The following is a 25094-nucleotide window of genomic DNA, read 5'->3' on the forward strand; positions in this document are numbered from 1 at the left end:
TACTTAAACTGTTGCACGGCATTCACAGCTACTGACTTATTCCGCAATAACTTCCATCGCTCATTTCGCCAGCTTTACTTTGCTTCACTTCTCCCCGCTCTTCAGCGGGAGGCGAACTATAGCAAACCTTCACCCTTCTTTGCAAGTGCTTTGCGTTAAATTATTTAGCGGGTTCTCTTATCTTAGTAGGGTGCGCCGCGCGCACCGGCTCTTTGGTTGACCATTTATATATGTAGATGCAATGGTGCGCATGGCGCACCCTACTATTCTTGGTGTTTGGCGTATGACTCGCTAGCTTGATTCGCCGCTCATCAACAGACGATTCTGGGCTCCTGCCTGCGCAGGAGCGACGGGGCGGGGGGCGTCTATATTGATGAAATTCGCCTGGCAGAGCGGGCGATGTCTCTATATATGTAATTACTGCAGGTCTGCTGTGTCCGCAAAACCGCGGCATCAAGATTAGCTAATTGATTATTTACAGAGAAATCAAGTAAGGTTAGGTTTTTCTCACTTTTAAATATTCTCATGTCTGCGAATTCAGAAGGTTCTACCAAGGCGATTTTTTATGCGCTGGGTGCAAATGGCGGTATTGCCCTCGCTAAATTTGGTGCAGCGATTTTTACGGCATCGGGAGCCATGCTGGCGGAGGCAATACATTCCACTGCGGACTGTATCAACCAGGTGTTCTTGCTGGTGGGTTTGAAGGAAGCCAAGCGGGCACCGGATGCTTCTCACCCCATGGGGTATGGGCGTGTGGTTTATTTCTGGGCCATGATGGTGGCTTTGCTGTTGTTCTTTTTGGGTGGTGCGTTTTCTGTCCTGGAAGGCGTGGAGCGCCTGAAACATCCGGAGCCACTGAAGAACCCAATGGTGGCGCTGGTAGTACTGGGTATTTCTGTCGCCCTGGAAGCCTTTTCACTGTATGGGGCGATGCTGGAGATACGCAAGATAGCCGGTGGCAAGTCTTTCTTTCGCTGGTTCCGCGAAACCCGACAGTCTGAATTGATGGTGGTGGCCGGTGAAGATATTGCTGCCCTGGCTGGCCTGGCGGTGGCCTTTGTTGCGGTCGTGTTGTCTGTCGTGACTGGCAACCCGGTCTGGGATGCGATAGGTTCTATCGTCGTCGGCATACTCTTGATGGCGGTGGCATTCTTTGTCATCAGGGAAGTCAAGGCGATGATTACCGGTGAATCTGCTGCGCCCGAGGTCAATGAAGCGATCCGCAAGCATATCGAATCTCATCCGCATGTCGATCACGTCATCAACCTGATTACCCTGCAATGGGGTGAACAATTAATGATTGCGGTGCAGGCAAAGATGCAACGCCAGGGATCGGATCAGGCGCTGATTGCTGCCATCAACGAAGTAGAGGAAAGCATACAGGCCGAATGGCCGCAGGCCAAATGGTGTTTCTTTGAACCGGATGTGGACAATACGACAGACTAGGGCAGGGGGAATCAATGATTCCCTGATCAGCTCACTTCATTGTCCATGGCATCGGCGGACCTGATCAGGGAATGAATGGCGCGTTCGAACATGGCTTCGGTTTCGACAAAGCGTATTTTTCCTTGATCCAGTAATTCACACAGGATAGGCATGCTGAGTACGCTAGGGAATTCTTCCCCGCTCATGCTCAGCACCACATTGCTGCCATTCGGATTGACCCAGCGTATGCAGGCACGGCCCCTGTACTGTGGAGTTTTGAATTCCAGCATGGCAGCGCTGACGATGCGGTCCTGATATTTTTCCTGCTGCGCTTTATCTGATTTATCAGATTTGTCCGATTTTTCCGGACTGACTTCCATAGCGATGAAGCCTTCTGTCATCGCACTTTGTTTTTTCAATTCCTTGTCGAGTATTTTGGCTGGCAAGCTCAGTTCTGCCAGCACTTCGACCAGGAATTGCTCACGCGCAAAATCATGTTCCTGGATTTCTGAATGCTCTATGGTGTCAGCCTGATTGGTGAACTGTTCAAAACGTTCATGCATTTGCGGCAGGCTGATTGGCTGCGGCGCCCTGCCTTCCGTCATGCCGCGCAGGGCATTCGAATGCGCCTCTGCCAGCCAGTTCATGAGTTTTTGTTGTTTGGCTTTTTCCCAGCCTATCAATTCCAGGCCATGACGCAGGGTACTGAGCATCACCGGCAGCATGGATGACAGAAGATTGCGGTCATCTGCATCTGTCTTGGGATAAACGCTCCACAACAAATCCGGCACCAGCAGGCGATAACGACGTGCCTGTATGGAATCGGTACGTTCGGCAATTTCTATGGCGGCGACCCAGTTGATGCGCAGAAAACTGCGAAAGGATGCTTCCACCGTCAACTTCGACAAGGCCTTGCTCATGACGGCAGCAATGCAGGCAAAACGCATGAAACGGATTTCTGCTTCGCCTATGGCTTTGACGGTACGCCGGATGGGTGCCTGATTGGTCCGTAGCTCCCTGGTGATGAAAGTTTCAAAACGGTTTTGTATACGGGAAAACAGTTCGGGCACTTCAGAATCATGTCGCAACAGTGTCTTGATGATGCGGGAAATTTCTTCTGTAATAGGTTCGACATCATCAATCTGCTCGGCACAAAAGGCGACCGAGCAGATGCGGTTGAACAGCAGGCGCGCCGGATGTTTTTCGTTGGTGAGGAAGTCTTTGTCCTTCAGCGCCAGTTGCAAGATCATGAATTGCAGGCGTCCCAGCTCCACCCGCATGGAAAGCGGTACCAGTTCATCTGACAGCATGAACTCGAACAGCATGGAGATGATATCGACTGTCATCTGCTCATCGCTGTCCTGTGCCAGGCTGTACAGGGCATCTTTCTGCTCGCGCAGCAAATTGCGTATGTCTCCATGCTCATCTGCCATGGAAGCACTTTCCGGCGCCATAACCTTATGCATTTGTCCAAGCACCTTGCCGAGTGCAATCGATGCACCTGGTACCGCACTGGGTTCGATTTTCTGCCTGAGCTGGCTTTCTATGTTTTGCAGATGCGCCGCCAGCAAGGCAGCTGGCACCTGTACCATTTCGCGGTCATTGAAACCGGCATTACCTGACTGGGCAGATTGAAACAAATTGGTGGTGGCAGCAACACCTGCCGTGACAGCAGTTGTTGCTGCCTGGTAAGGCAGGGCATCGGAATCGGCCTGGCCCGGCAACGGTGCGCTCGCGGCAGAAGCTTCACCAAAAGCACGGCGCAAGGCGCCACCCAGGGCGGTTGCCCCCTGCAACCAGGCAGGTGCCGGACTGACGGGCGCGGCTGATGGCATGGAAATCGGCGGCAGGCTGGCGCTATACGTCATGGGCATCTGCCCACCCTGCGATGGGGGCGATGCCATTGCGACGGCAGCCTGACCATGCGCCATGGCGGGAGCCGGAGATTTGCCCCGCACAGACTGGAACAACTGTTCCAGTCGCACGCCAGGATTTTGCATCACCTGTGGCTGACCGGAAGCACCTGGTGCACCAAATCCACCAAATCCACCGACCGTCGATACCCCGACCTGCGCTGCCGGATGCACACCAGGGAAAATACCTGTCTGCATCGAAGAATAACCCTGCCCCGGCGCTGCCTGGCCAGCGGCAGGAGGAAAACCAGGGGCAGCCCCGCGCGCCTGTGGTTTTTCTGGTGCCTTGGTGATTTTCAGTGAGAGGTGGGCGCTGATACCCTGTTTTTCGAGTGCATTATTGGCCGCCTGATACACGGCTGACATCGCGGTGGACAGGCTTTCACCCAATTGCTCTATCAGTATCGCCTCGGTTTCCGGCAGCAGCTTCAGGCCTTCTATGGCCAAAAAAATGCAGCGTGACACCAGGTAAGGGCGAAAGGGATTTTCGCGTTCACGTATATCGTCCTGCCCGAACAGCACAGCTATCCGTATATTCAGATCGATGATCAGTTGTTCCGACCTGTTGCGAAAGTTTTGCGTCATTTCGTTGAAACGCAAGGTACTTTCAAAGGTGGACGAGTCCAGCAGGGCCAGTTCTTTATTCTGTTCAAGTGCGGAAGCAGGGCGGAAGGTGCTATAGGCCGTACTGAGGCTGCGATCCAGCAACTGTTCCATATTGATCTGCAAGGCTTTGGCGATTTCATCGCGTCTGTCTTGCAAGGTGCCGCGCGCACTGACCATGCGCCTTTGTTCTGATGTTGAAATGCCGCTGGCAGATGCTTTTGACAACAGGGTCTCTGCAGCAGCGGGCATCACACCGTCTACTGCATGTTGAAATGCCTGAGCAAATTCAGTGCGAGTGCTGGACAAGGACTCGTTTGCGACCATGTGCATCCTATGACATGAAGAACACTTTAAACAATACCCGAGACTGAGCTTAACTACCAGCGCCTTGCCGTCCCGGCATCCCCGCCGTGACGGCAGGGCATGACTCTCAGCGGCGCAGTTTTAGCATCAGGCTGCTTTTTTCTTCCGGGTGGCCGGTTTTTTCACCGGAGCGGCAGCTTCTGCTTCAGGCTCAGCTTTGGCTTTGGTCTTGGCAGCAGCAGGGGCTTTTGCTTTACGTTCTTCAAACTCAAAACTGACCTTGCCATCCTTGCCACGCACCAGGAAGGCCTTGAATGGCCGACGCGTGCGCTGGGAAATAAAGCCTGGCAACAAGTCTGTCTTGCCATCATTGAGCAGCTTGCCCATTTGTTCAGGCAAAATTTCTTGCTGCAAGATAATACGCCCGCTACGGAAATCACAGGCCTTAGGCTTGGCAACGGTTTTTTCACAAACGTAGGCCAGACCCATTTCATACACACCATTACCGCACTTTGGACAAGGTCCGAGTGAAGTTTGTTCAGAAAAATCGACACCTTCCCCATCTTCACCGTCATCCTGGTTCTGACCAAAGTCAAATTCCAGCTTGAGGTTATTGTGATCGGCATCGGCAACTATTTTTAATATAGCAGCAAATGGCCGGCCCATTTTGGAACGGAAACCTTGCAGCGGGCCAATTTCACGCTTGGCCAGCAATTCTTCCACCTCGGCCACTTCAAACTGACGGCTGCCGGGGGTCTTGCTCATGGAGAATTCACACTTGGTGCAGGCAAAACGACGGTAATTTTCTTTGACCACGCCACCACAATGCGGGCAAGGGGTATGCAAAGTCGCATAATCACCTGGGATGGTGTCGTTATCGTATTCTTTGGCGCGCTTGACGATGATCTGGGTCATCTGGGCAATTTCGCGCATGAATTCTTCACGGCTGATCTTGCCTTTTTCCATTTGCGACAATTTATATTCCCACTCGCCGGTCAGTTCAGGTGATGTCAATTCATCTACCCCCAAACCGCGCAACAAGGTCATCAACTGGAAGGCTTTGGCGGTAGGCATCATTTCGCGGCCTTCGCGCAGCAGATACTTCTCGTTCAGCAAACCCTCGATGATGGCGGCACGAGTGGCTGGTGTGCCCAGGCCCTTGCCAGCCATGGCTTCACGCAGGTCACCATCATCGACCAGCTTGCCGGCGCCTTCCATGGCGGACAACAAGGTTGCCTCGCTATAGCGTGCAGGTGGTTTGGTGACCAGGCCATTCGCGGTGATCTGGTCGGTCAGGACTTTTTCACCTTTGGCAACGGCAACCAGCGTGCCTTTGCTTTCGCCGTCTTTCTCTTCCAGTGCATCCTTGCCATAAATCGCCAGCCAACCAGCACTGGTCATGACCTTGCCTTCCGTCTTGAACTGATGGCCGGATACTTCGGTGATACGGGTAGTCACCTGGAATTCTGCTGACGGGAAGAACACCGCCAGGAAACGGCGTGTCACCAGGTCATACAGTTTTTGCTCAGGCTCGGACAGATTCTTTGGTGCCAGACCAGTCGGGATGATCGCAAAGTGATCACTGATCTTGGTGTTGTCAAAAATACGCTTGTTTGGCTTGAGCCAGTTATTTTTCAGAATTTGCGAAGCAAACTGATGGTAATTATTAGTATCAGCAATCGTACCCAGGGTTTCTTTCACCGTCGGCAGATAATCTTCCGGCAAATGACGGGAATCCGTACGCGGGTAAGTCAGTACCTTGTGTTTTTCATACAAGGCCTGGGCCAGACCCAGGGTATTTTTGGCAGAAAAACCGAAACGGGCATTCGCTTCACGCTGCAGACTGGTCAAGTCAAACAGCGGCGGCGCGATTTGTGTGGCTGGTTTGGATTCTTCAGTAACACTGCCCTGACGGGTACGGCAAGCGGCCACGATGGATTCGGCAGCTGTCTTGCTCCACAGGCGTTCAGCCCTTTTCTCAGGATCGTGTTCATCTTTTTTGAACTGGTGATCTTGCCAGCGGCCTTCATAAATACCGGCAGCGCAGACAAATTCTGCGCGCACTTCCCAATAGTCACGGGAAACGAATTTCTTGATCTTTTCTTCACGCTCGACCACGATGGACAGGGTTGGCGTCTGTACCCGGCCCACTGTAGTAAGGTAAAAACCACCTTCTTTGGAGTTGAATGCCGTCATGGCACGGGTGCCATTGATACCAATCAACCAGTCGGCTTCCGAGCGGCAGCGGGCGGCATCGGCAAGCGGCATCATTTCTGCATCGCTACGCAATTTCTGGAAACCATCGCGTATCGCGCCGGTGGTCATGGATTGCAGCCACAGGCGGCTGACCGGCTGCTTGGCTTTGGCATTTTGCGCAATCAGGCGGAAAATCAGCTCCCCTTCGCGGCCCGCGTCACATGCGTTAATCAGGCCGGTAACATCCTTGCGCTTGATCAGTTTGTTCAAGACCTTGAGTCGTGACTCGGTCTTGGCGATCGGGTTCAGGGCGAAATGCGGCGGGATCATGGGTAAATGGGTAAAACTCCATTTGCCGCGCTTGACATCGTATTCTTCAGGAACGGTAATTTCCAGCAAATGACCTACTGCGGAAGACAATACGTAGTTATCCGATTCAAAATAATCATCATGCTTGGTGAAGCCACCCAGCGCTTTCGCTATGTCATTAGCGACTGAGGGTTTTTCGGCAATGATGAGCGTTTTTGTCATTTCGGGATTCTCGAATAGTGTAAAGCGTTGCTGCCAATGTCTAATAGGCAACATTTCGCAAAATAAGCGTAAGACTAACCTAAATTAGCGGGGAATGATAAACGTGATAGGCGAAAAATCGCAATCTTCAGCGGATTTTTGCCATAAATCTTCCATTTAGGAAATGATTAGTGCAAAAGCCTTACGATGCTGTCGTCATCTGACAACAATAACTCATCAAACATGAGCATGTCTGGTTCCGCACCCTGGCTCCACAACATCATGAGCACAATGATACGCAGTTTATCCAGAGGCATGGGTGACTCGTTCACCACCAATGCTCTTTCGACCACGATTTCCCGCTGGAGTGCATTCAGCAAACCCGCAGACTCAAGAAACTGGATAAAACCTATCGCCGGCGTACCCAGTGCAGCAATCTCTTGCTGCGCATACACACGAAAGCCAGTGGAAATTGACGGCGCTGTGCCGGGCTCTGTTGAAGTCATGGCCAGACCAGTCAGCCAACTCAGTGCCTCGGAAATTTCATCCTCAGGAAAACCTACTGCCGATAATTTTTTTGTCAGGGCAGCCGTGTCAGGACAGGCATCCGGACGGTAATAAGTTTCGTAGAGGTAAACAAGAATATCAAACATAGTACTACTGTAGCCTTTGCTGCGATTTCAAACAAGCCCCATGAAAAAGACTTGTTATCTGTCACTTGCCGAATTAACACCAGATAGGCGACGTGAGGCGATAAGCCTGACAGAACCCATCCCTGTTCGAGAAATGCGCTCTGAAGCCTACTAATATATACGAAGCTGCAAAATGTTGCTGCCGGGCGAACGCCGAAATGCTGCCGTTGGACAAAACAGGCGTGTCAGCCCAGGCGACGGAAATACCCGCCGGGCAGAGATTCCAGTTGCCCCATCAGTTCAAGGTGAAGAAATTCTGCGTGCAGACTGGCCACGTCCTGCCCCAGGCGCTGGGCCAGCATGTCGATATGCACAGGGTCATAGCCTATCGCCTGCAACAGGCCCGCGGGCTCTGCTTCTACCGCAGCAGACGTGTCGAATGGCATGGGTAATTGTAGTTGCTGCAGCTGCAACTCTTCCAGGATGTCTTGCGCCGACTCAACCAGTTTGGCACCCTGCCTGATTAACTGATGGCAGCCCCTGGACAAAGGTGAATGAATGGAGCCGGGAATGGCAAACACTTCGCGTCCCTGTTCCGCCGCCATACGTGCAGTGATGAGCGAACCCGATTGGGCCGCAGCTTCCACTACCAGCACCCCTTTCGCCAATCCGGAAATAATCCGGTTACGACGTGGAAAGTTGGCAGCAATGGCTGGCATACCTAGTGGGTACTCACTGATGATACAACCACCTTCTGCAATCAGATGCGCCAGGCTGCGATTGCGTGCAGGGTAGACGATATCGGCACCGGTCCCGATGACGGCGATGGTAGAGCCGCCACCACGCAAGGCCCCCTGATGGGCTGCGGCATCAATACCCGCCGCCAGGCCAGAACTGATGGTCAGGCCAAAACTGCTGAGGACTTCGGAAAATTGTTCGGCATTCTTGATGCCCTGAGTAGTCGCATTCCGACTGCCGACAACGGCAATCGTGCTGGCCGTCAACAGGTCGGTGCGGCCCTTGAGGTAAATCAGTACCGGCGGATCAGGGATTTCAAGCAGGGCTGGCGGATAAGCAGTATCTGCCAATGTCAGTACGAGATTGCCTGCCTGCTCACACCAGGCCAGGGTTTTGTCTATCTGCGACAAGAGTTCGCTGGAGGCAGGTGCCAGCACGGCGCTGGCGATCCTGCCGGTCACGACTTCTGTCAAAGCCGCATGGCTGGCGGCAAATACCTGATGTGGCAGACCGAATCTGGCGAGCAACTTGCGTGCGGTTTCATTCCCCACACCGGGGGTCAGCACCAGCCTTAACCAATCCCTCAAATCCAGATTCAAACTCACAAATGGTAGTGCTTATTTAGGTGAGCGGGCCGCATCACCAACTTTGACCACATCAGTAACCTGCATGATCAAGCCATAAGAAATATTGTCAAACACGCGGAAAATGAATAAATGGCCAATTTGCTCGTCAGGCAACTTGACGCGTTTATTGTTATCTGTCTTGTCCACAATGACTGGGCCGTAGTTATACAGTATCAATACGGTACCAATATTCAGGCCGTCATCCTTGCCACGGTTGATGGAAACAATCTGGTTCTGACCTGCAACTGTGACACCACCATACACGGCAACCACTCTGGCATCGACTTCATCTTTCGGTGCATGAGGTACATAGTTCAGGATAGGGGAAGGTGGAATCGGCATCAGGCGGTCACCGACTGCCATCTCTTCCTTGGAATTGACGACCAGGAAAGTATGCACGTCACTGACATCTTCATCGGCTTCTTTGTCCAGCTTGACAGTACCCAGATACACGGCTTCATAGCCGATGATGGCCTTGGTTTCCGGATCAAGCAGGGGCACGCCCGGACGGAATACCTGGAACGAGGTGCCACCATCAAGATCGCCACGGACATAGGCTTTTTCACCCTGGCCAAGATTCACACGGCCTTCTTTGGTGCCGATAATGCGGGGCGCAGAAGCAAGTTCATTCTTTTCCACGATCAGCGGCTGCGACAGGAAAGGCTCTATCACCGATGCAGGGATAGCCGGAATGGCATTGTCACCCAGCCCCTGGTTACGGGAACGCGGAGTCCATTTTTCGGTCTGTATGCCGCCTGGGTTACCCAAACGCAAACGACCATTGGCACGGTCAAAATAGACGATCTGGCCCGGGTAGATCCAGTGCGGATTGCGAATCTCTTCCTGATTCATGCCCCAGACTACAGGCCAGCACCATGGGTTTTTCAGGAAGATGCTGGAAATGCCCCACAGGGTATCTCCACGCACAACCACATGCTTGTCCGGTGCGTCCGGCAGAAATTCGCACTTGCTTTTACTGGCAATGGCTTGCGCCTGAGCAGTAGTCGCCTGTGCCCCTGCGGCAAAGACTTCAGCTGACATCAAAGGCAAACTGACAGCGAGGATGGAAGCGATTGTGCTAAACTTTTTCATGAATAATGTCCGATGCAAAATACCGCAATACCGCAAGCAGTGCGCGCAGGCAGGCGCAAACTTGCAAAACTTGCCAAATTGAATCAAATTCTGCCCATAAATCCTTGAACTAGCAAGAAAAACTGCGCAATAAGTCCCAAGGCTTGTTGTGAAATGTCTTATGACGATACTAAATATACTGCGCTATCCAGATGCGCGCCTCCATAAAGTGGCAAAACCGGTAACACAATTTGATGAACGCCTGAAGACTTTGGTTGCCGATATGGCTGCAACCATGTACGACGCCCCGGGTGTAGGGCTGGCCGCTTCACAGGTCGATGTGCACGAACAGATCGTGGTGATCGACGTGTCAGAAACCAATGACCAGTTACAGGTATTCATCAATCCTGAAATTCTGTGGACCAGTGAAGAAAGAAAGATTTACGACGAAGGTTGCCTGTCCGTGCCCGGTATTTATGATGGTGTAGAGCGTCCGGCAGAAGTCAAGGTACGCGCCTTTAATGCCGAAGGCCAGGCATTTGAAGTCCATGCCACGGAATTGCTGGCTGTCTGTATACAGCATGAAATGGATCACCTGAAAGGCAAGGTATTTGTTGAATACCTGTCGCCGCTGAAGCGCAATCGCATCAAAACCAAGATGCTGAAGGAAGAACGCGAAGAACAGCGCAAGCGGGCTGAACGCTGATGCGGGTTATTTTTGCGGGCACGCCCGAATTTGCGGCCACCGCACTGCAGGCTCTGCACGCAGCCGGTTTCGACATACCGCTGGTATTAACCCAGCCTGACCGTCCCGCCGGGCGCGGCATGCAATTGCATGCTTCGGCCGTCAAACAATTTGCGCAACAGCATGGCATTCCGGTAGCGCAACCAGTTTCCCTGCGTCTGGATGGCAAATATCCGGATGTTGCAAAAGAGGCACACGAACTGCTGCTGTCCACACCACATGATGTCATGGTCGTGGCAGCCTATGGTCTGATATTACCGCTGTCGGTATTGCAGATTCCCCGTCTTGGCTGTCTGAATATCCACGGTTCACTGCTGCCACGCTGGCGTGGTGCTGCGCCCATACACAGGGCCATAGAAACCGGCGACAGCGAAACCGGCATTACCATCATGCAGATGGAAGAAGGCCTGGATACCGGTCCCATGCTGCTGATGCAATCAGTACCGATTGCCGGGGACGATACCACCGGCGGCCTGCATGACAAACTGGCAGCACTTGGCGGCACGATGATAGTCGATGCCCTCAGACGTCTGCAGCAGGGTACATTGCATGCCACAGTGCAACCGGAAGACGGTGTCTGTTATGCCGCCAAAATCAGTAAGACCGAAGCCGCACTGGATTTCAGGCTGCCTGCCGATGTACTGGAACGCAAGATCCGGGCATTCAACCCTTTCCCCGGCGCGCACGCAGATTATGCAGGCGCCACCCTCAAAATCTGGGGTGCCCGGGCCATTCCAACCGCCACACCAGCCATACCAGCCATACCGGGGCAGATACTGGCAACCAGTCCGACAGGAATTCTGGTTGCTTGTGGGCAAGGTGCGTTAGAATTAATTGAATTGCAAAAACCAGGGGGCAAGCGGCTTTTGGTGAGCGAATTCCTGAAAGGCTTTGATTTTATCGTCGGCAATTGTTTCGATTAAATCAAGAAATGAAGCAAAAAAGCTACATCTTGGCCTGTTTGCGGTCATGATATGCGTTATATAACGGGGAATAGTCCAATTAATGCCTGGTTGCAAGCAAAATCTTTGTTGCCTGCCGCTACTTGTTGTATTCTCTTACACTGAATTATTGCCATTATTGTTTTCGATAACAAAAACTCTGACAAAGACCTAAAAAAGGTGAGCTCATGAAGAAACTTCTTCCCATTGCCCTGGCAGCTGGACTGTTGGCAGGTTGTACAACTCCATACAGTGAAACTCCGCTGGCGGGCAATTTCCCGACGACCACGCAAAATAAATTGCAAGCGGCGTCGCATTGGCTCCTGATTGCAAAAGATGTCGCCGATCAAATCAAGCTTGGTACTGACAAGATAGGCGCGCCGGTCTATGTTACTCCACCACAACAAAACAGCAAATTCACACTGGCTTTCTACAATCAGATCATCACTTCGCTGGTGAATCAGGGTGTGGTTGTCAGAAAAGTGAATGATGGCACGGCACAGGTTATCGATATCGAAACCGAACTAGTTCGCTTCTCTCCCAATCGTCATCAAAACACGCGCTTTGTCAGTGTGACCGCGATTGGCGCAGGCATTGCTGCGGTTCATGGTCTGGGCATTCCGGTAAAAACCGATTACGTACTGGGTGGCTTGGGCTTGGCCGCTGCGTATGACTGGACGCACTGGGTTAACCAGGAATATGCAAAAGGTCCTACACCAAGGTATGAATTGATCGTCACCACTTCACTGGTCAAGAATCAGCAGTATGTAGCGCGTCGTACTGATGCCTACTATGTCAGCGATTACGACTGGACACTGTACAACAAAGAAACCGACTTCAATTTCCGTGTCGTTGGGGGTCAATAATGATGAAAAAAACAGCTCTCGCAATCGCATCTGTCGTGGCGCTGAGCGCCTGTTCCAGCCTGGGTTTTAACAATGCACCTGTCACGGCTGCACCTGTACCTACCTGGAAAGATGCCGAAGCCAATGAATTTATTCCCGCCAATCAGCGCGCAGCGTCAGCACTGATCGCAGCGGCTGGCCAACAAATTGATCCTTCCCGTCCGTTGATCGTTGCCACTCTGGCCAATATCAATTCGCTGGAAGATTCATCCACATTTGGCCGTATCATCGCCGAGCAGGTATCGGGGCAATTTACCCGTAGCGGCTACAAGATGATAGAGATGAAATTCCGCGAGAAGGTTTTCATCCGGCAAAACGTTGGTGAATTCCTGCTGACCCGGGAAATCAAGGATGTGGCCCAAAACCATAGTGCCCAGGCTGTCATCGTTGGCACCTATGCCGAAAGCGACAAACTGGTGTTTGTTAACCTGAAGCTGATACGCCCGGTAGACAACGTGGTCATCAGCACCTTTGATTACGCCGTCCCTATGGACAAGACAGTCAAGGCTTTGCTGGGTCGTCGTTAATCCGCATAGTTTGCAAGCAAAAAAGGCGACAGTGCTGGCACTGTCGCCTTTTTGCATTCTGTGACCTCAACATCAGGAAGCATCAGGCTACAGTTCGATATCGCTTCCAAACAAATCACTGCGCGCCGCCCGGCTGATTGCCAGTACCGCAGGGTGAGTCAGCTTGCGCTGTACTGAAATGGCGTAGAACTGTTCACGAATATCATCGGTCTGCCCCAGCAATTGCACGTCGTACTGGCGTATCAACATGTCAGCAATCACAGTGGGGGCAGCAAAAAAACCGGCTCCCGCCTGGCCAAAGGCACTCATGAGCGCACTATCATCAAACTCGCCAGCGACGCGTGGATGCAAATCCTGCTGATCAAACCAGTGCAGCAGTTTGGCCCGCAGGGCAGCATCTTCCCCCGGCAGCAAAAACGGCGCTGCTTCCAGGCAGTGCGGAAAATTGCGCGGATATTGTTGAAGTAAGGCAGACGTACCAAAAAAACTGATGCCGCATTCCCCCAGCAAATGGCTATATCCACGTACATTCACTGTGGTTGGCATGGGGCTGTCAGACATGACCACATCCAGTTTGTGGGTCGCCAGATCACCCAGCAAGACTTCCATCTTGCCTTCTCGGCAATTAATGCGCAAAGTCTGTGGCAGTTTCAGGGCAGGTTCGAGCAAGCGGTAGGCCAATGCCTTGGGCAGCGCATCTGATACTCCCACCCTTAGCTGCACTGTTCTTTCTGTTGGCCTGTGATGCAAGACTTCTTCCAGTTCTTGCCCCAAAGCAAAAATATCCTCTGCATAGCTCAGTACCAGGCGGCCGGCCTCGGTCAGTTCCAGATTACGCCCACTCTTGCGAAACAGGGCCTCACCCTGTATTTCTTCAAACAGGCTTAACTGGGCACTGATGGTTTGTGGCGTCAGGTGTAATTGCTCACTGGCGCGGGCAATACTCCCAGCCTTGGCCACCATCCAGAAGTAATGCAGGTGTTTGTAATTGAGTGCGGGCATATAGAAATGTACAGTCTGTCAATACATCTGTTTTAACGAAGTAAAATTCAATTATATTCGACTTTTATTGTTTGTTAGCACGGTCTACACTTTCATTACCTTCTGTTGAGAAGGTGAGGTCATTCACTGTTGATGAATTACCTCAACATTTCAGGAGAGAAGCATGAAAATTGTCAGTCGTTCCACCCAAGGTGAAGCGCAAACAGTGTCCTATGTGGATGGCAGTATCAGTGCCGGCCACAAGGTCTTGCGCAATACCTATATGTTGCTGTCGATGACTTTGCTGTTTTCAGCATTGACTGCCGCAGCCACCGTTACCTTCGCCATTCCGGGCCCAGGCATCTTGCTGACCCTGGTTGGCTACTTTGGCCTCTTGTTCGCCACCACCAAATTACAAAATAGCGCCTGGGGCATTGCTTCAGTCTTCGCGCTGACCGGTTTCATGGGATATACCCTGGGGCCAATTCTGACCCGCTATCTGGGCATGCCAGGCGGTACCAGCATCGTCATGACAGCCATGGCCATGACCGGCCTGATCTTCATGGGTCTGTCTGCTTATGTACTGATCAGCAAACGTGATTTCAGCTTCATGGCCGGCTTTTTGATGGTGGGTATGCTGGTGGCTTTTGTTGCCAGCCTGGGCGCGATTTTCTTCCAGATTCCGGCCTTGTCACTGACAATTTCCGCAGTCATGGTGTTGTTGATGTCAGGCATGATTTTGTTTGAAACCAGCAATATCATCCACGGCGGTGAAACCAACTACATCATGGCAACCGTCAGCCTGTACGTCACGATCTTTAACCTGTTCACCAGCCTGCTGCATTTGCTGGGCATTGTTGAGAAAGAATAATAATGTTGCATACCGTCGCTCAGCCCTGGATGTGGGCAGTATTTATCGGCTTTGTTTTACTCATGTTGGCAATCGACGTGCTGGCCCTTGGTGGCTCGCGCGCCCACAAAGTCAGCATCCGGGAAGCGGCGGCATGGTCCATCGTCTGGGTCAGTCTGGCCCTGTTATTCGATTTCGGTTTGTGGATTTATCTGTCGGACACCGTAGGTCGTGAAATTGCAACGGCCAAGGCCATGGAATTCCTGGCCGGCTACGTCATAGAGAAATCGCTGTCGGTCGACAATGTCTTTGTCTTCCTGCTGATCTTTGGTCACTTTGCGGTACCGCCACAGTATCAACGCAAAGTTTTGCTGTACGGCGTACTGGGCGCGATTGTGATGCGCATCATCATGATCCTGGCCGGTAGCTGGGTGGTTGCCCAGTTCTCATGGGTGCTGTACCTGTTTGGTATCTTCCTGCTCATCACCGGTATGCGCATGCTGGTGGCGGCAGAACAGGAACCTGATCTGGAAGCCAATCCGGTATTGCGTCTGGCGAAAAAGATACTGCCTTTCACCAAAGAATTTCACAAGGAAAAATTCACCATCAAGGTGGATGGCAAACGCCTTTTCACGCCATTGTTCCTGGTGTTGATACTGATAGAAATTTCTGACGTGATTTTTGCAGTGGATTCCATCCCGGCGATTTTTGCAGTGACGACAGATCCCTTCATTGTCTTCACATCCAACATTTTCGCCATCATGGGCCTGCGTGCACTGTACTTCTTGCTGGCAGATATGGCAGACCGCTTCCATTTGCTGAAATTCGGCCTGGCATTTGTGCTGATGTTTGTTGGTATCAAAATGCTGATCGTTAAATGGATGCACGTACCGACCAGCATATCGCTGATGGTCATCGGTGGCTTGCTGGGTGCCTCGATTATCGCCAGCCTGTTTGTCAGCAGGAAAAAAAATGATGCAGAGTTAAAGCAGAAGTAAGACAGCAAGCCATGCGCGAAAGCGCTGGTGCAGTAATCAATACATGAGTCCCTTTGGCACATCACAGCTTGACCGTGATGTGCTTTTTTTTATCAGGACGGGAAATCCATGTACTGCGTATGATGCTGCGACTGTCCAAGCAATTCCAGTGGAACAGGGGCAGGCCCGGATACCATCTGACTATATGTATCATCCACAATATGAGCGACGCCAACCACATCCAGTTTTGTATCATGCGTGGTCGAGCTTGAACTGACAGTCGTTGTCAGGTAGGGATTATTGGTGCTCTCTATGAACTTGCCATTCATATCCACCATTATTACTGACACAATGCCGCCATTTTTGACCATGTTTTGCAACTGCGCAGAATCGGTCGTTCCGAGATTAAAATCTACCGTCGAATCCAGCGGCGATATCGTGTCGTCAACCGCAACAATCTGGCCATTGATCTTCAAATAGGCTTTGGTAAAGCTGTATTCCCAACCATTAATACTGGCCTTGACCAGCAAATTGGTATTTGAACTATTGATCGTATTGATAGCCGTCGTTGTACCGCCAACCGGAGTCAATACAATGTTGCTTGCTGGCGTTCCGTCCTTATTTGTATAAATGGCACGCATTTGGAAATCCCACAATTTCGTACTGATGGAATACCCGGAAGTATTCGTGATGACCAGACTTAAATTGTGGTTGGTAAAATAATCATCATAGACCTGTTTTGCGGTTTTGTTATCAAACACAAAATCCAGAACCGTGTCGTTGGCACCAATATTGCCGATTCTCGCAAGAACGTTGTTGCCCTCCATTAGTATTGCTGAACCTCCGGTATTTTGCCCTGCCACTATCGTGTATTTAATTTCACTCATTACAAAGTTATAGGTAGGCTGATTCAGGTAAGCTGTAATATAGGTACCCACTTTTGGCAGAACAGGTGGCAAGGCATAAGAGTCTATATAAGCACGACTACCGTATTGATTGGCTTGCAAAGTGGGATTGTTGGTACTCTCGATGGCATTGCCATTGAAGTCAACGACGGCGACAGAAACCACACCGCCATTGTTAATGAGATTTTGCACTTGCGCGCTGGTGACAGCGAACACATTGAAATCGACGGTGCCGTCACTTTGTAAAATAAGATTATCGGCAGCGATAACCTGTCCATTGATTTTCAAATAGGCGGTGCCAGTGAAATATTCAAGGCTATTGATATTCGCCTTCACTGCCAGGGTGCCCGAACTACTGGTGTAGATACTGATGTTGGTTGCCGGCGTACCTGGCTTGTCAGCGTAAACAGGATGAATTTTAAAGTCCTTCAACATGGTCGAATTGGTATTGCCTGCGGCATCAGTAAGCTGCAGACTCAGGCTACTCGATGTACTTGTAAAGTAGTCGTTATAGGCCTGTCTGGCAAACGCAGGATCAACCTGAAAATTCAAGGTAGTTGCAGAGGCACCGATGTTCGTTACCTTGCCAATCACTATGCCATTCAGCACCAAGGTAGCGCTTCCGCCTGTATTTTCGCCAGCCAGAATATTGTACTGAAATGAACTCATCACAGGCACAACACCGCTCCCTGGCACATTGCTCCACGCAGTAGTGTAGGTACCTGATGGTGGCAGCATGGGTGGTGTCGAATCAAGCAACACCGCAGTTTGTGCGCCGGTTTTGCCCGTATTTCCAAAAATATCACTGACCTTCACACCCAATGTCTTCGTACCATCGTTACCCCAGTATGCATTGCCAGGTATATGGATGACGGCCTTGCGTGCAAGCACTTCATCCAGAGTCAGCACATGGGTAATAGGTGTTGAAAACGAATTATTTCCGTTCATCAGTTCCATTTGGAAACCGGCAGCCGCCTGCATCCCTGTCAGGTCGACAATGACATCCATGCCAGCGAATTTTTCGGCAGCACTGATGCCATTGCTGGCCTCTGCAATTTTCAAGGGTTGAGTGGGTACCAGTGTCGGCAAAAGCGCCGTTGCACTCACCGTTGACAAGATATTGCGCATCACCTCAAACGTGTATGCCGAACTATAACTGGCCGCTTTGGCAGCGGTATCCAGGCTTGCCGTAAAACCGGCCGCAAAGGCCAGCTTACTGTCAATGGTCGCACCGTCCAGACTTTGTGGTGTCGCACCATTAACGATCGCCAATGCAGCTGTGCCCAGATTCACTGCACCGCTATCAATCTGGGTAGACCAGTATTTCAGGCCAGCGGCGTCCACCGTCCGCCCAAACAGATTTTTATACAACGCCGTCACCACATCTGCCGTGGTTTTACCACCGTACATCAGTTTGTACTCAGACTGCTCGCTGAAAGACTGCGCCAGACTGGGCAGGGAAATTTTATTGGCATCAAGCTGGCCTTCCCAATATTGCAAACCGGCCACATCAGCGGGGCGGTTGAAGTAAGCGATATACAGCTTTTGTATGGTGCTGGCGTTGATACCCATGAAGCAAGCTTTCTATAAGAAGGACAAAGAATGAAAAAAAATAATATTTAAATAATATGAATAAGTACGACGAAATCCAGTTCGTCAGCTACCGGCATAAAATCAGGATCAGAGAGAAAAGAACTGCGTCTGTAGTCAGCGCAACAAATGCTGCGCTCTCTAACAGTGTGATTCATTGAAAGCAGGTTTCTTAACTTGTTTGCAATTTTCTTCTGCATGATGATCCTGCTTTTGCAGCGCTTTCCATGCCTGTGGCTGGGGTTGATATGCATAATCTACGAACTATCTGCTAGGCAGGCAGATTTTTATTCGACTGCCATTGTAACAAAGTATTACAAATTTGCCATATGAACAATGATGTACATAATTAAAATCAGCGCAAAAACACGACAGAGAAAAACCTTTTTGCATCCAGAGCGGCGTCCATTTGCCTTATCCGGTGTTGTCGGTGTGTCGCCCAAAGCCGGCGTCCTCGACCCAAGCCCTTGATTTGACGTATAATTTGCCTTCTGTTGCGCCGATTTGAGATTCAGATTGCGGGCGCGTAATAAGTGCTGCTAAAAGGACGTCGCCCGATCCGCCTGCACACACAAGCCGATCGGGTTTTGTTTTATCAGGACTGATACAAAACTGCTGCCGCTTATTCCTTGCCGCAACAATTTTGTATAAGCCCTGCTTTTTTGAGTGAACATCATGACTACGACCCTGCCTGTATCTGCCCTCGAAACCCGTTTGCGCGAGATTTTGCAAAAGCGCATCCTGATACTCGATGGCGCCATGGGCACCATGATCCAGCGCTACAAACTGACGGAAGAAGATTATCGCGGCGAGCGTTTCAAGGACTTTACCGGTCCCGAAACCGTGCGTGAACTCTTCGTCAAGGGCAATAATGAACTGCTGTCGCTGACACAGCCGCATGTCATTTCCGAAATCCATGAACAATACCTGGCAGCCGGTGCCGACCTGATAGAAACCAATACCTTTGGTGCCACTACTGTCGCGCAGGATGACTACCACATGGCGCATCTGGCCTATGAGATGAATGTCGCCTCAGCCAAAATCGCACGCGCTGCCTGCGACAAATATTCGACACCAGACAAACCACGCTATGTGGCAGGTGCCCTGGGCCCTACACCAAAAACAGCATCGATTTCACCAGATGTGAATGACCCGGCAGCCCGTAATGTCACTTTCGACCAACTGGTGGCAGCCTATCTGGAACAAACCCGTGGCCTGGTTGAAGGTGGTGCCGATGTGCTGTTGGTCGAAACCATTTTCGATACCCTGAACTGTAAAGCTGCGCTGTTCGCCATCGATCAGTTTTTTGAAGAAACCGGCACCCGCCTGCCCATCATGATTTCTGGCACGGTAACCGATGCGTCTGGCCGTATCCTGTCGGGCCAGACGGTACCGGCGTTCTGGAATTCGGTACGTCACGCAAAACCATTGACAGTAGGTTTGAACTGCGCCCTTGGTGCTGCCCTGATGCGCCCGTATGCAGAAGAATTGTCGAAGATAGCCGACACCTTTGTCTGCATTTACCCGAATGCCGGTTTGCCCAATCCCATGAGCGATACCGGCTTTGATGAATTGCCAGCAGATACCTCAGCCTTATTGAAAGAATTTGCCGAAGCCGGTTTCATCAATATCGCCGGTGGCTGCTGCGGTACCACGCCTGACCATATCAAGGCGATTGCCGACATCCTGCAAACCCGCACACCACGCGATATCCCGACCGTACCGGCAGCGATGCGCCTGTCTGGCCTGGAACCGTTTACGATCGATGAAAGCTCATTGTTCGTCAACGTTGGTGAACGTACTAATGTCACTGGCTCGAAAGCATTCGCCCGCCTGATTTTGAATGAGCAATACGATGAAGCGCTGGCAGTCGCCCGTCAGCAGGTAGAAAACGGCGCGCAAGTCATCGACATCAACATGGATGAAGCGATGCTGGATTCACTGGCAGCGATGACACGCTTCCTGAACCTGATCGCGTCCGAACCTGACATCGCGCGCGTGCCTATCATGATCGACTCGTCGAAATGGACAGTCATCGAAGCTGGCCTGAAATGCGTGCAGGGCAAGGCTATCGTCAATTCGATTTCCATGAAAGAGGGCGAAGCAGAATTCCTGCGTCAGGCCACGCTGTGCAAGCGTTATGGCGCAGCCGTCATCGTCATGGCCTTTGACGAAAAAGGCCAGGCGGATACTTATGCGCGCAAGGTGGAAATTTGCGAACGTGCCTATCGCCTGCTGGTGGATAGCCTGGATTTTGATCCGCAAGACATTATCTTTGACCCGAATATTTTCGCGGTCGCCACCGGTATTGAAGAACACAATAATTACGCCGTCGACTTTATTGAAGCGACGGACTGGATACACAAGAACCTGCCCGGTGCCAAGATCAGCGGCGGTGTCTCGAACGTGAGTTTCTCTTTCCGTGGCAATGACCCGGCACGTGAAGCAATACACACGGTATTCCTTTACCACGCCATCAAGGCAGGTATGACCATGGGCATCGTGAATGCCGGTATGGTCGGTGTCTACAGTGAACTCGATGCTGAATTGCGCGAGCGTGTCGAAGACGTGGTGCTGAACCGCCGGGAAGACGCAACCGAACGCATGATAGAAATTGCTGCCACGCTCAAAGCCGGTGGCAAGAAGGAAGAAGCGACGCTGGAATGGCGTAACGAACCGGTAGAAAAACGTCTGTCGCATGCGATGGTACACGGTATCACCAACTGGATCGTCGAAGATACTGAAGAAGCCCGCGCTGCCATCATGGATGCTGGTGGTCGCCCTATCCAGGTCATTGAAGGCCCATTGATGGCAGGCATGAATATCGTTGGTGACCTGTTTGGCCAGGGCAAAATGTTCTTGCCACAGGTAGTGAAATCTGCCCGCGTCATGAAGCAGGCAGTTGCCCACCTTATCCCTTACATCGAAGAAGAAAAGAAACGCAGCGGCGACAACAAGCCCAAGGGCAAGATCGTCATCGCCACCGTCAAGGGTGATGTGCATGACATAGGCAAGAACATCGTGACCGTAGTATTGCAGTGTAATAATTTCGAAGTGGTCAACATGGGCGTAATGGTGCCCTGTTCGGAAATTCTGGCCAAGGCCAAGGCAGAAAATGCCGACATCATAGGCTTGTCCGGCCTGATCACACCGTCACTCGAAGAGATGGCTTACGTCGCCAAAGAGATGCAGCGTGACCCACATTTCCGCATGCTCAAGATCCCGTTGCTGATAGGCGGTGCAACTACCAGCCGTGCCCATACTGCGGTGAAGATTGCGCCGAATTATGAAGGCCCAGTTGTGTATGTGGCTGATGCTTCGCGCTCAGTGTCGGTTGCGCAGTCGCTGCTGACGCCGGAGAGCCGTGACCAGTACATCGCTGACCTGGGCAGTGATTACGAGCGCATCCGCACCCAGCATGCGAATAAAAAAGCCACGCCCATGGTCACACTGGCACAAGCCCGTGCGAATAAAATGAAAGTGGATTTCACTGGCAGCAATGCGCCGGTCAAACCCAAATTTATAGGCCGCCGCCTGTTCAAGAACATTGATCTGGCGACGATTGCCAATTACATAGACTGGGGCCCGTTCTTCCAGACCTGGGATCTGGCTGGTCCTTTCCCGGCGATACTGACTGATGAAGTGGTCGGCGAAGCTGCGACCAAAGTATTTGCCGAAGGCCAGGCCATGCTGAAGAAAATCATCGAAGGCCGTTGGCTGACGGCGAATGGCGTGGTATCCCTGCTGCCTGCCAATACCGTCAACGACGATGATATAGAAATCTATACCGACGACACCCGTAGCCAGGTGGCCCTGACTTATTACGGCACACGTCAGCAAACCGAGAAACCCATCATTGATGGCGTGCAAAGACCCAACCAGTGCCTGTCAGATTTCATCGCGCCAAAAGACAGCGGCATCAAGGACTATATAGGCATGTTTGCTGTGACCGCTGGCCTGGGTATAGAAAAGTATGAAAAGCGCTTTGAAGATGCGCATGATGACTACAGCAGCATCATGCTGAAGTCACTGGCAGACCGTCTGGCTGAAGCCTTTGCCGAATACCTGCATGAACGCGTACGTAAAGACCTGTGGGGTTATGTCGCCGACGAAGCCCTCTCCAATGAAGACCTGATCAAGGAAAACTACAAGGGCATACGCCCCGCACCTGGTTACCCGGCCTGCCCAGAACATACGGTCAAGACCGAGATGTTCCAGCAGATGCAATGTGAAGAAATCGAGATGTACATCACTGAATCATGGGCCATGATACCCGGCGCGGCAGTATCGGGCTTTTACTTTGCCCATCCTGAATCGAAATATTTCAGTGTAGGTAAAATCGCAGATGACCAGGTCACCGATATGGCTGAACGACGCGATGTACCCAAGGAAGAAGTGGAACGCTGGCTGGCGCCGAATCTGTAATTTGTAATGCGTTTCCACCAGGGCTGTTTTCAAATTCGCTTACCGCTTTATTTGTGAACAGCCCTGGCAGCGTGAAAGCTTAAGGGCTTGAAATTCAGGCAGGCAAAGTTTGCCTGAAAGACTCAAGCGCCTGTTTTACATCGTCAGCCACACTATCCCAATCCCTTACTTTGGGTTGACGGAACAAGCGTACAGATTGGTACCACGGGCTATCGGTTCTATCTAATAGCCAGCGCCAATCAGGATTGTATTCAATCAAAACCCAGGTCGGCTTGCCCATGGCACCGCCAAGATGCGCGATGGAAGTGTCTATGGAAATCACCAGATCTACCAAATCCACTAGAGCCGCCGTATCCGAAAAGTCGTGCATCTCCGGTCCATAATGTCTGACATGGGGGTAATGACGGAGTATCTCCCGGTCGTACTCTGATAGATCTTTCTGCAAAATAATAAAGTCAGCATCAACTGAAAACAGTCTGGCTGCCAGCTTCATATCCAGTGACCTGCTCTTGTTTCTTTTATGTTCGGGATTACCGGTCAAGGCAATGCCTACTAATGGCTTATTTCTTTTCGGTCTCAGTTTTTTGCGCCACACGCCAACACGTTCAGGTTCGCTTGAAATATAAGAACTATTTTTAGGAATAGTATCAACCGTGGTACCAAGCAATAAAGGCAGGCTCATTAAAGGTGAATAATAGTCGAAAGCAATTTCATCACCAAAGTCCCGTACCTCGTCTATACCATCTATCGTTACCAACAGGCGCTTGAGTAAAGGTGAGGCAACGACAATTACCTTACATTTTTTTGATTTAAGCAACTTTACAAAGCGAATAAATTGTATGGTATCGCCATGCCCTTCTTCCGTAATCAGCAGGATATCTTTTCCTGATAAATCCTGCTGACCTGTCCAGCGCGCCTCCTTGGGTAGTGTCGACATAAAATCCAGCATGAAGCTCTTTAAACGCAGCTCATAGCTTTTGAATCCCTGAAGGTAATCACCCAATAAGAGTTGGGAAATTCCCACACTGAGTTTCACTTCAGCCGCGTCAGGAAATTCCGTCAATGCCAATTGATAGGTTTTGATCGCGTCTTCGACTTTATTCTGCTGTGCCTGCGCATTGGCCAAATCGGTGTATAGCATCAACGATTTCTTGTCCACGAAAAGCGCCTGTGAATAGCTTTTCTCTGCCGACAAATAGTCCAATGCCAGTGAGTACAAATTCCCTTTGTAGTAATGCAGGTCACAAAAATCAGGAAATAGTTCCAGGCCACGGTCAACGATCACATTCGCTTCTTGCGCCTGACCTAGCATGATGTAAGCCATACCGAGATCCCGGTAGGCAAAGGGTTGATTATTATCGAGTTCAATAGCCCTTTGATAGCTGGCGACACTCGATGCTATTTTACCCTGGTCATACAAGATACTGCCCATCAAATAATGCGCATTGGCAAGCGAAGGATCAAGCTCCAATGCCTTGACTATGTGATGTTGCGCCCGTAAGGGATTTTTTTCTTCCAGATACAAAAAACCCAGCATGCTGTGGGCTTTGGCTAAGGTCGGATCGAGTCTTACGGCTTGTTCATATAAATCCTTGGCCTGTAAAATGCGCCCGTCACTGAACAACAGGCCAGCCTTTTCTTGTAACTCGGCAGCTGTCGGACCACTTGCCTTCGGTACCGTGTCTACAGGTTCTTTGGCAGCGGAAAATATATTTTTAATTAGCTTGAACATGCCGTCGCTCTATTTCCCGATTTCTTTCATCACGATGTTGGTCAGTTCTTCCACCACTTCCTTGTCGAAACCCTGCTCCAGCAAATGCCATTTGAAAACATTGCCGAATTGCGCTTTTTTATAAATGTTCAGGCGGTGCTCAAGCTTGAAGTTGTGTATTTTCTGTTCCAGCTGCTGCAAGATCTTGATACGCTTTTTGAACGTTTTGTCTTTTTTTGCAGCAAGCTCTGTTGGCATTTGAGCAACCACAAATTCAGCCAGTTGCAGGCCAAAATCTTTTGCCTCTTTAGCACTAAACCAACTAATCATGACTTTCCCTTTTGTGGAATCAATATTGATTCATTGCAGCGATATATCACAGGTAAAACCATGTTCTTCCCTGTACTCACTATCATTATACTAATTTATCAAAACCCCCAAGCGGATAATTCTGCCGGGTAACAGGCGCGGGAATTTGCATTCGTTTGCGGAGCAAACGATTTGCGTAAAAAAAATG

At 50.9% G+C, this 25094-nt stretch carries 17 protein-coding genes; 8 read left to right on the plus strand and 9 right to left on the minus strand.

The window, feature by feature from the left end; genetic code table 11:
* Positions 1–525: 525 nt before the first annotated feature.
* Positions 526–1446, plus strand: coding sequence for a cation diffusion facilitator family transporter (locus H8L32_RS25695; protein WP_186950720.1), 921 nt, complete (start codon positions 526–528; stop codon positions 1444–1446).
* A gap of 26 nt (positions 1447–1472) precedes the next feature.
* Here the strand turns inward: H8L32_RS25695 and H8L32_RS25700 are convergent, their stop codons facing one another.
* The 5 genes from H8L32_RS25700 to H8L32_RS25720 all read right to left on the minus strand — a co-directional run bounded on the left by H8L32_RS25700 (position 1473) and on the right by H8L32_RS25720 (position 10041).
* A complete protein-coding gene (locus tag H8L32_RS25700; RefSeq protein ID WP_186950721.1) occupies positions 1473–4268 on the minus strand; it encodes a DUF1631 family protein in 2796 nt (931 codons plus the stop codon).
* A 126-nt stretch (positions 4269–4394) separates the two neighbouring features.
* Positions 4395–6974: a DNA topoisomerase III gene (locus H8L32_RS25705; protein WP_186950722.1), complete on the minus strand. Its 2580-nt coding sequence runs from the start codon at positions 6972–6974 to the stop codon at positions 4395–4397.
* Between the two features lie 167 nt (positions 6975–7141).
* Complete coding sequence (locus H8L32_RS25710; RefSeq protein WP_186950723.1) at positions 7142–7606, minus strand: DUF494 family protein; 465 nt, start codon at positions 7604–7606, stop codon at positions 7142–7144.
* A 224-nt stretch (positions 7607–7830) separates the two neighbouring features.
* The gene (gene dprA, locus H8L32_RS25715; RefSeq protein ID WP_186950724.1) at positions 7831–8928 is read right to left on the minus strand and encodes a DNA-processing protein DprA; all 1098 of its coding nucleotides are present in this window, start codon (positions 8926–8928) and stop codon (positions 7831–7833) included.
* A 12-nt stretch (positions 8929–8940) separates the two neighbouring features.
* Positions 8941–10041, minus strand: coding sequence for a LysM peptidoglycan-binding domain-containing protein (locus tag H8L32_RS25720; protein WP_186950725.1), 1101 nt, complete (start codon positions 10039–10041; stop codon positions 8941–8943).
* A 160-nt stretch (positions 10042–10201) separates the two neighbouring features.
* Between H8L32_RS25720 and def the strand changes: the two genes are divergently transcribed.
* The 4 genes from def to H8L32_RS25740 all read left to right on the plus strand — a co-directional run bounded on the left by def (position 10202) and on the right by H8L32_RS25740 (position 13138).
* Complete coding sequence (gene def, locus H8L32_RS25725) at positions 10202–10726, plus strand: peptide deformylase (RefSeq protein ID WP_186950726.1); 525 nt, start codon at positions 10202–10204, stop codon at positions 10724–10726.
* Positions 10726–11688, plus strand: a complete 963-nt coding sequence (fmt, locus tag H8L32_RS25730) for a methionyl-tRNA formyltransferase (protein WP_186950727.1) — start codon at positions 10726–10728, stop codon at positions 11686–11688. Before def ends, fmt begins: the two co-directional genes overlap by 1 nt.
* 206 nt (positions 11689–11894) lie before the next feature.
* Complete coding sequence (locus H8L32_RS25735; protein WP_186950728.1) at positions 11895–12572, plus strand: hypothetical protein; 678 nt, start codon at positions 11895–11897, stop codon at positions 12570–12572.
* Between the two features lie 2 nt (positions 12573–12574).
* Entirely contained in the window at positions 12575–13138 is a 564-nt protein-coding gene (locus tag H8L32_RS25740) for a FlgO family outer membrane protein (RefSeq protein WP_186950729.1), read from the plus strand.
* Positions 13139–13225: 87 nt separating this feature from the next.
* Here H8L32_RS25740 and nhaR read toward each other — a convergent pair whose 3' ends face one another.
* Positions 13226–14140 carry a transcriptional activator NhaR gene (gene nhaR, locus H8L32_RS25745; RefSeq protein ID WP_186950730.1) on the minus strand — a complete coding sequence of 305 codons (915 nt, stop codon included), beginning with the start codon at positions 14138–14140 and terminating at the stop codon, positions 13226–13228.
* 163 nt (positions 14141–14303) lie between these two features.
* Between nhaR and H8L32_RS25750 the strand changes: the two genes are divergently transcribed.
* Both H8L32_RS25750 and H8L32_RS25755 read left to right on the plus strand, forming a co-directional pair.
* A complete protein-coding gene (locus H8L32_RS25750) occupies positions 14304–14990 on the plus strand; it encodes a Bax inhibitor-1/YccA family protein (RefSeq protein WP_186950731.1) in 687 nt (228 codons plus the stop codon).
* A 2-nt stretch (positions 14991–14992) separates the two neighbouring features.
* Positions 14993–15967, plus strand: coding sequence for a TerC family protein (locus tag H8L32_RS25755; protein ID WP_408058965.1), 975 nt, complete (start codon positions 14993–14995; stop codon positions 15965–15967).
* Positions 15968–16059: 92 nt separating this feature from the next.
* On the opposite strand, the gene H8L32_RS25760 is transcribed toward H8L32_RS25755, so the two are convergent.
* Positions 16060–18423 (minus strand): DUF4214 domain-containing protein, encoded by a 2364-nt coding sequence (locus tag H8L32_RS25760; protein WP_186950732.1) that lies wholly within the window; start codon positions 18421–18423, stop codon positions 16060–16062.
* Positions 18424–19116: 693 nt separating this feature from the next.
* On the opposite strand from H8L32_RS25760, the gene metH reads away from it, so the two are divergent.
* Entirely contained in the window at positions 19117–22866 is a 3750-nt protein-coding gene (metH, locus tag H8L32_RS25765; protein ID WP_186950733.1) for a methionine synthase, read from the plus strand.
* A 94-nt stretch (positions 22867–22960) separates the two neighbouring features.
* Here the strand turns inward: metH and H8L32_RS25770 are convergent, their stop codons facing one another.
* Positions 22961–24598, minus strand: coding sequence for a tetratricopeptide repeat protein (locus tag H8L32_RS25770; protein ID WP_186950734.1), 1638 nt, complete (start codon positions 24596–24598; stop codon positions 22961–22963).
* Positions 24599–24607: 9 nt separating this feature from the next.
* Complete coding sequence (locus tag H8L32_RS25775) at positions 24608–24907, minus strand: hypothetical protein (protein ID WP_186950735.1); 300 nt, start codon at positions 24905–24907, stop codon at positions 24608–24610.
* Positions 24908–25094 lie beyond the last annotated feature (187 nt).

It is taken from the genome of Undibacterium hunanense, from assembly GCF_014284335.1.
GTDB lineage: Bacteria > Pseudomonadota > Gammaproteobacteria > Burkholderiales > Burkholderiaceae_D > Undibacterium > Undibacterium hunanense.

Excerpts from the sequence above, each read along its gene's own strand:
- H8L32_RS25695 (WP_186950720.1), top strand. The coding sequence starts at position 526 with ATGTCTGCGAATTCAGAAGGTTCTACCAAGGCGATTTTTTATGCGCTG.
- H8L32_RS25700 (WP_186950721.1), bottom strand. The coding sequence starts at position 4,268 with ATGGTCGCAAACGAGTCCTTGTCCAGCACTCGCACTGAATTTGCTCAG.
- H8L32_RS25705 (WP_186950722.1), bottom strand. The coding sequence starts at position 6,974 with ATGACAAAAACGCTCATCATTGCCGAAAAACCCTCAGTCGCTAATGAC.
- H8L32_RS25710 (WP_186950723.1), bottom strand. The coding sequence starts at position 7,606 with ATGTTTGATATTCTTGTTTACCTCTACGAAACTTATTACCGTCCGGAT.
- H8L32_RS25720 (WP_186950725.1), bottom strand. The coding sequence starts at position 10,041 with ATGAAAAAGTTTAGCACAATCGCTTCCATCCTCGCTGTCAGTTTGCCT.
- def (WP_186950726.1), top strand. The coding sequence starts at position 10,202 with ATGACGATACTAAATATACTGCGCTATCCAGATGCGCGCCTCCATAAA.
- fmt (WP_186950727.1), top strand. The coding sequence starts at position 10,726 with ATGCGGGTTATTTTTGCGGGCACGCCCGAATTTGCGGCCACCGCACTG.
- H8L32_RS25735 (WP_186950728.1), top strand. The coding sequence starts at position 11,895 with ATGAAGAAACTTCTTCCCATTGCCCTGGCAGCTGGACTGTTGGCAGGT.
- H8L32_RS25740 (WP_186950729.1), top strand. The coding sequence starts at position 12,575 with ATGAAAAAAACAGCTCTCGCAATCGCATCTGTCGTGGCGCTGAGCGCC.
- nhaR (WP_186950730.1), bottom strand. The coding sequence starts at position 14,140 with ATGCCCGCACTCAATTACAAACACCTGCATTACTTCTGGATGGTGGCC.
- H8L32_RS25750 (WP_186950731.1), top strand. The coding sequence starts at position 14,304 with ATGAAAATTGTCAGTCGTTCCACCCAAGGTGAAGCGCAAACAGTGTCC.
- H8L32_RS25755 (WP_408058965.1), top strand. The coding sequence starts at position 14,993 with ATGTTGCATACCGTCGCTCAGCCCTGGATGTGGGCAGTATTTATCGGC.
- H8L32_RS25760 (WP_186950732.1), bottom strand. The coding sequence starts at position 18,423 with ATGGGTATCAACGCCAGCACCATACAAAAGCTGTATATCGCTTACTTC.
- metH (WP_186950733.1), top strand. The coding sequence starts at position 19,117 with ATGACTACGACCCTGCCTGTATCTGCCCTCGAAACCCGTTTGCGCGAG.
- H8L32_RS25770 (WP_186950734.1), bottom strand. The coding sequence starts at position 24,598 with ATGTTCAAGCTAATTAAAAATATATTTTCCGCTGCCAAAGAACCTGTA.
- H8L32_RS25775 (WP_186950735.1), bottom strand. The coding sequence starts at position 24,907 with ATGATTAGTTGGTTTAGTGCTAAAGAGGCAAAAGATTTTGGCCTGCAA.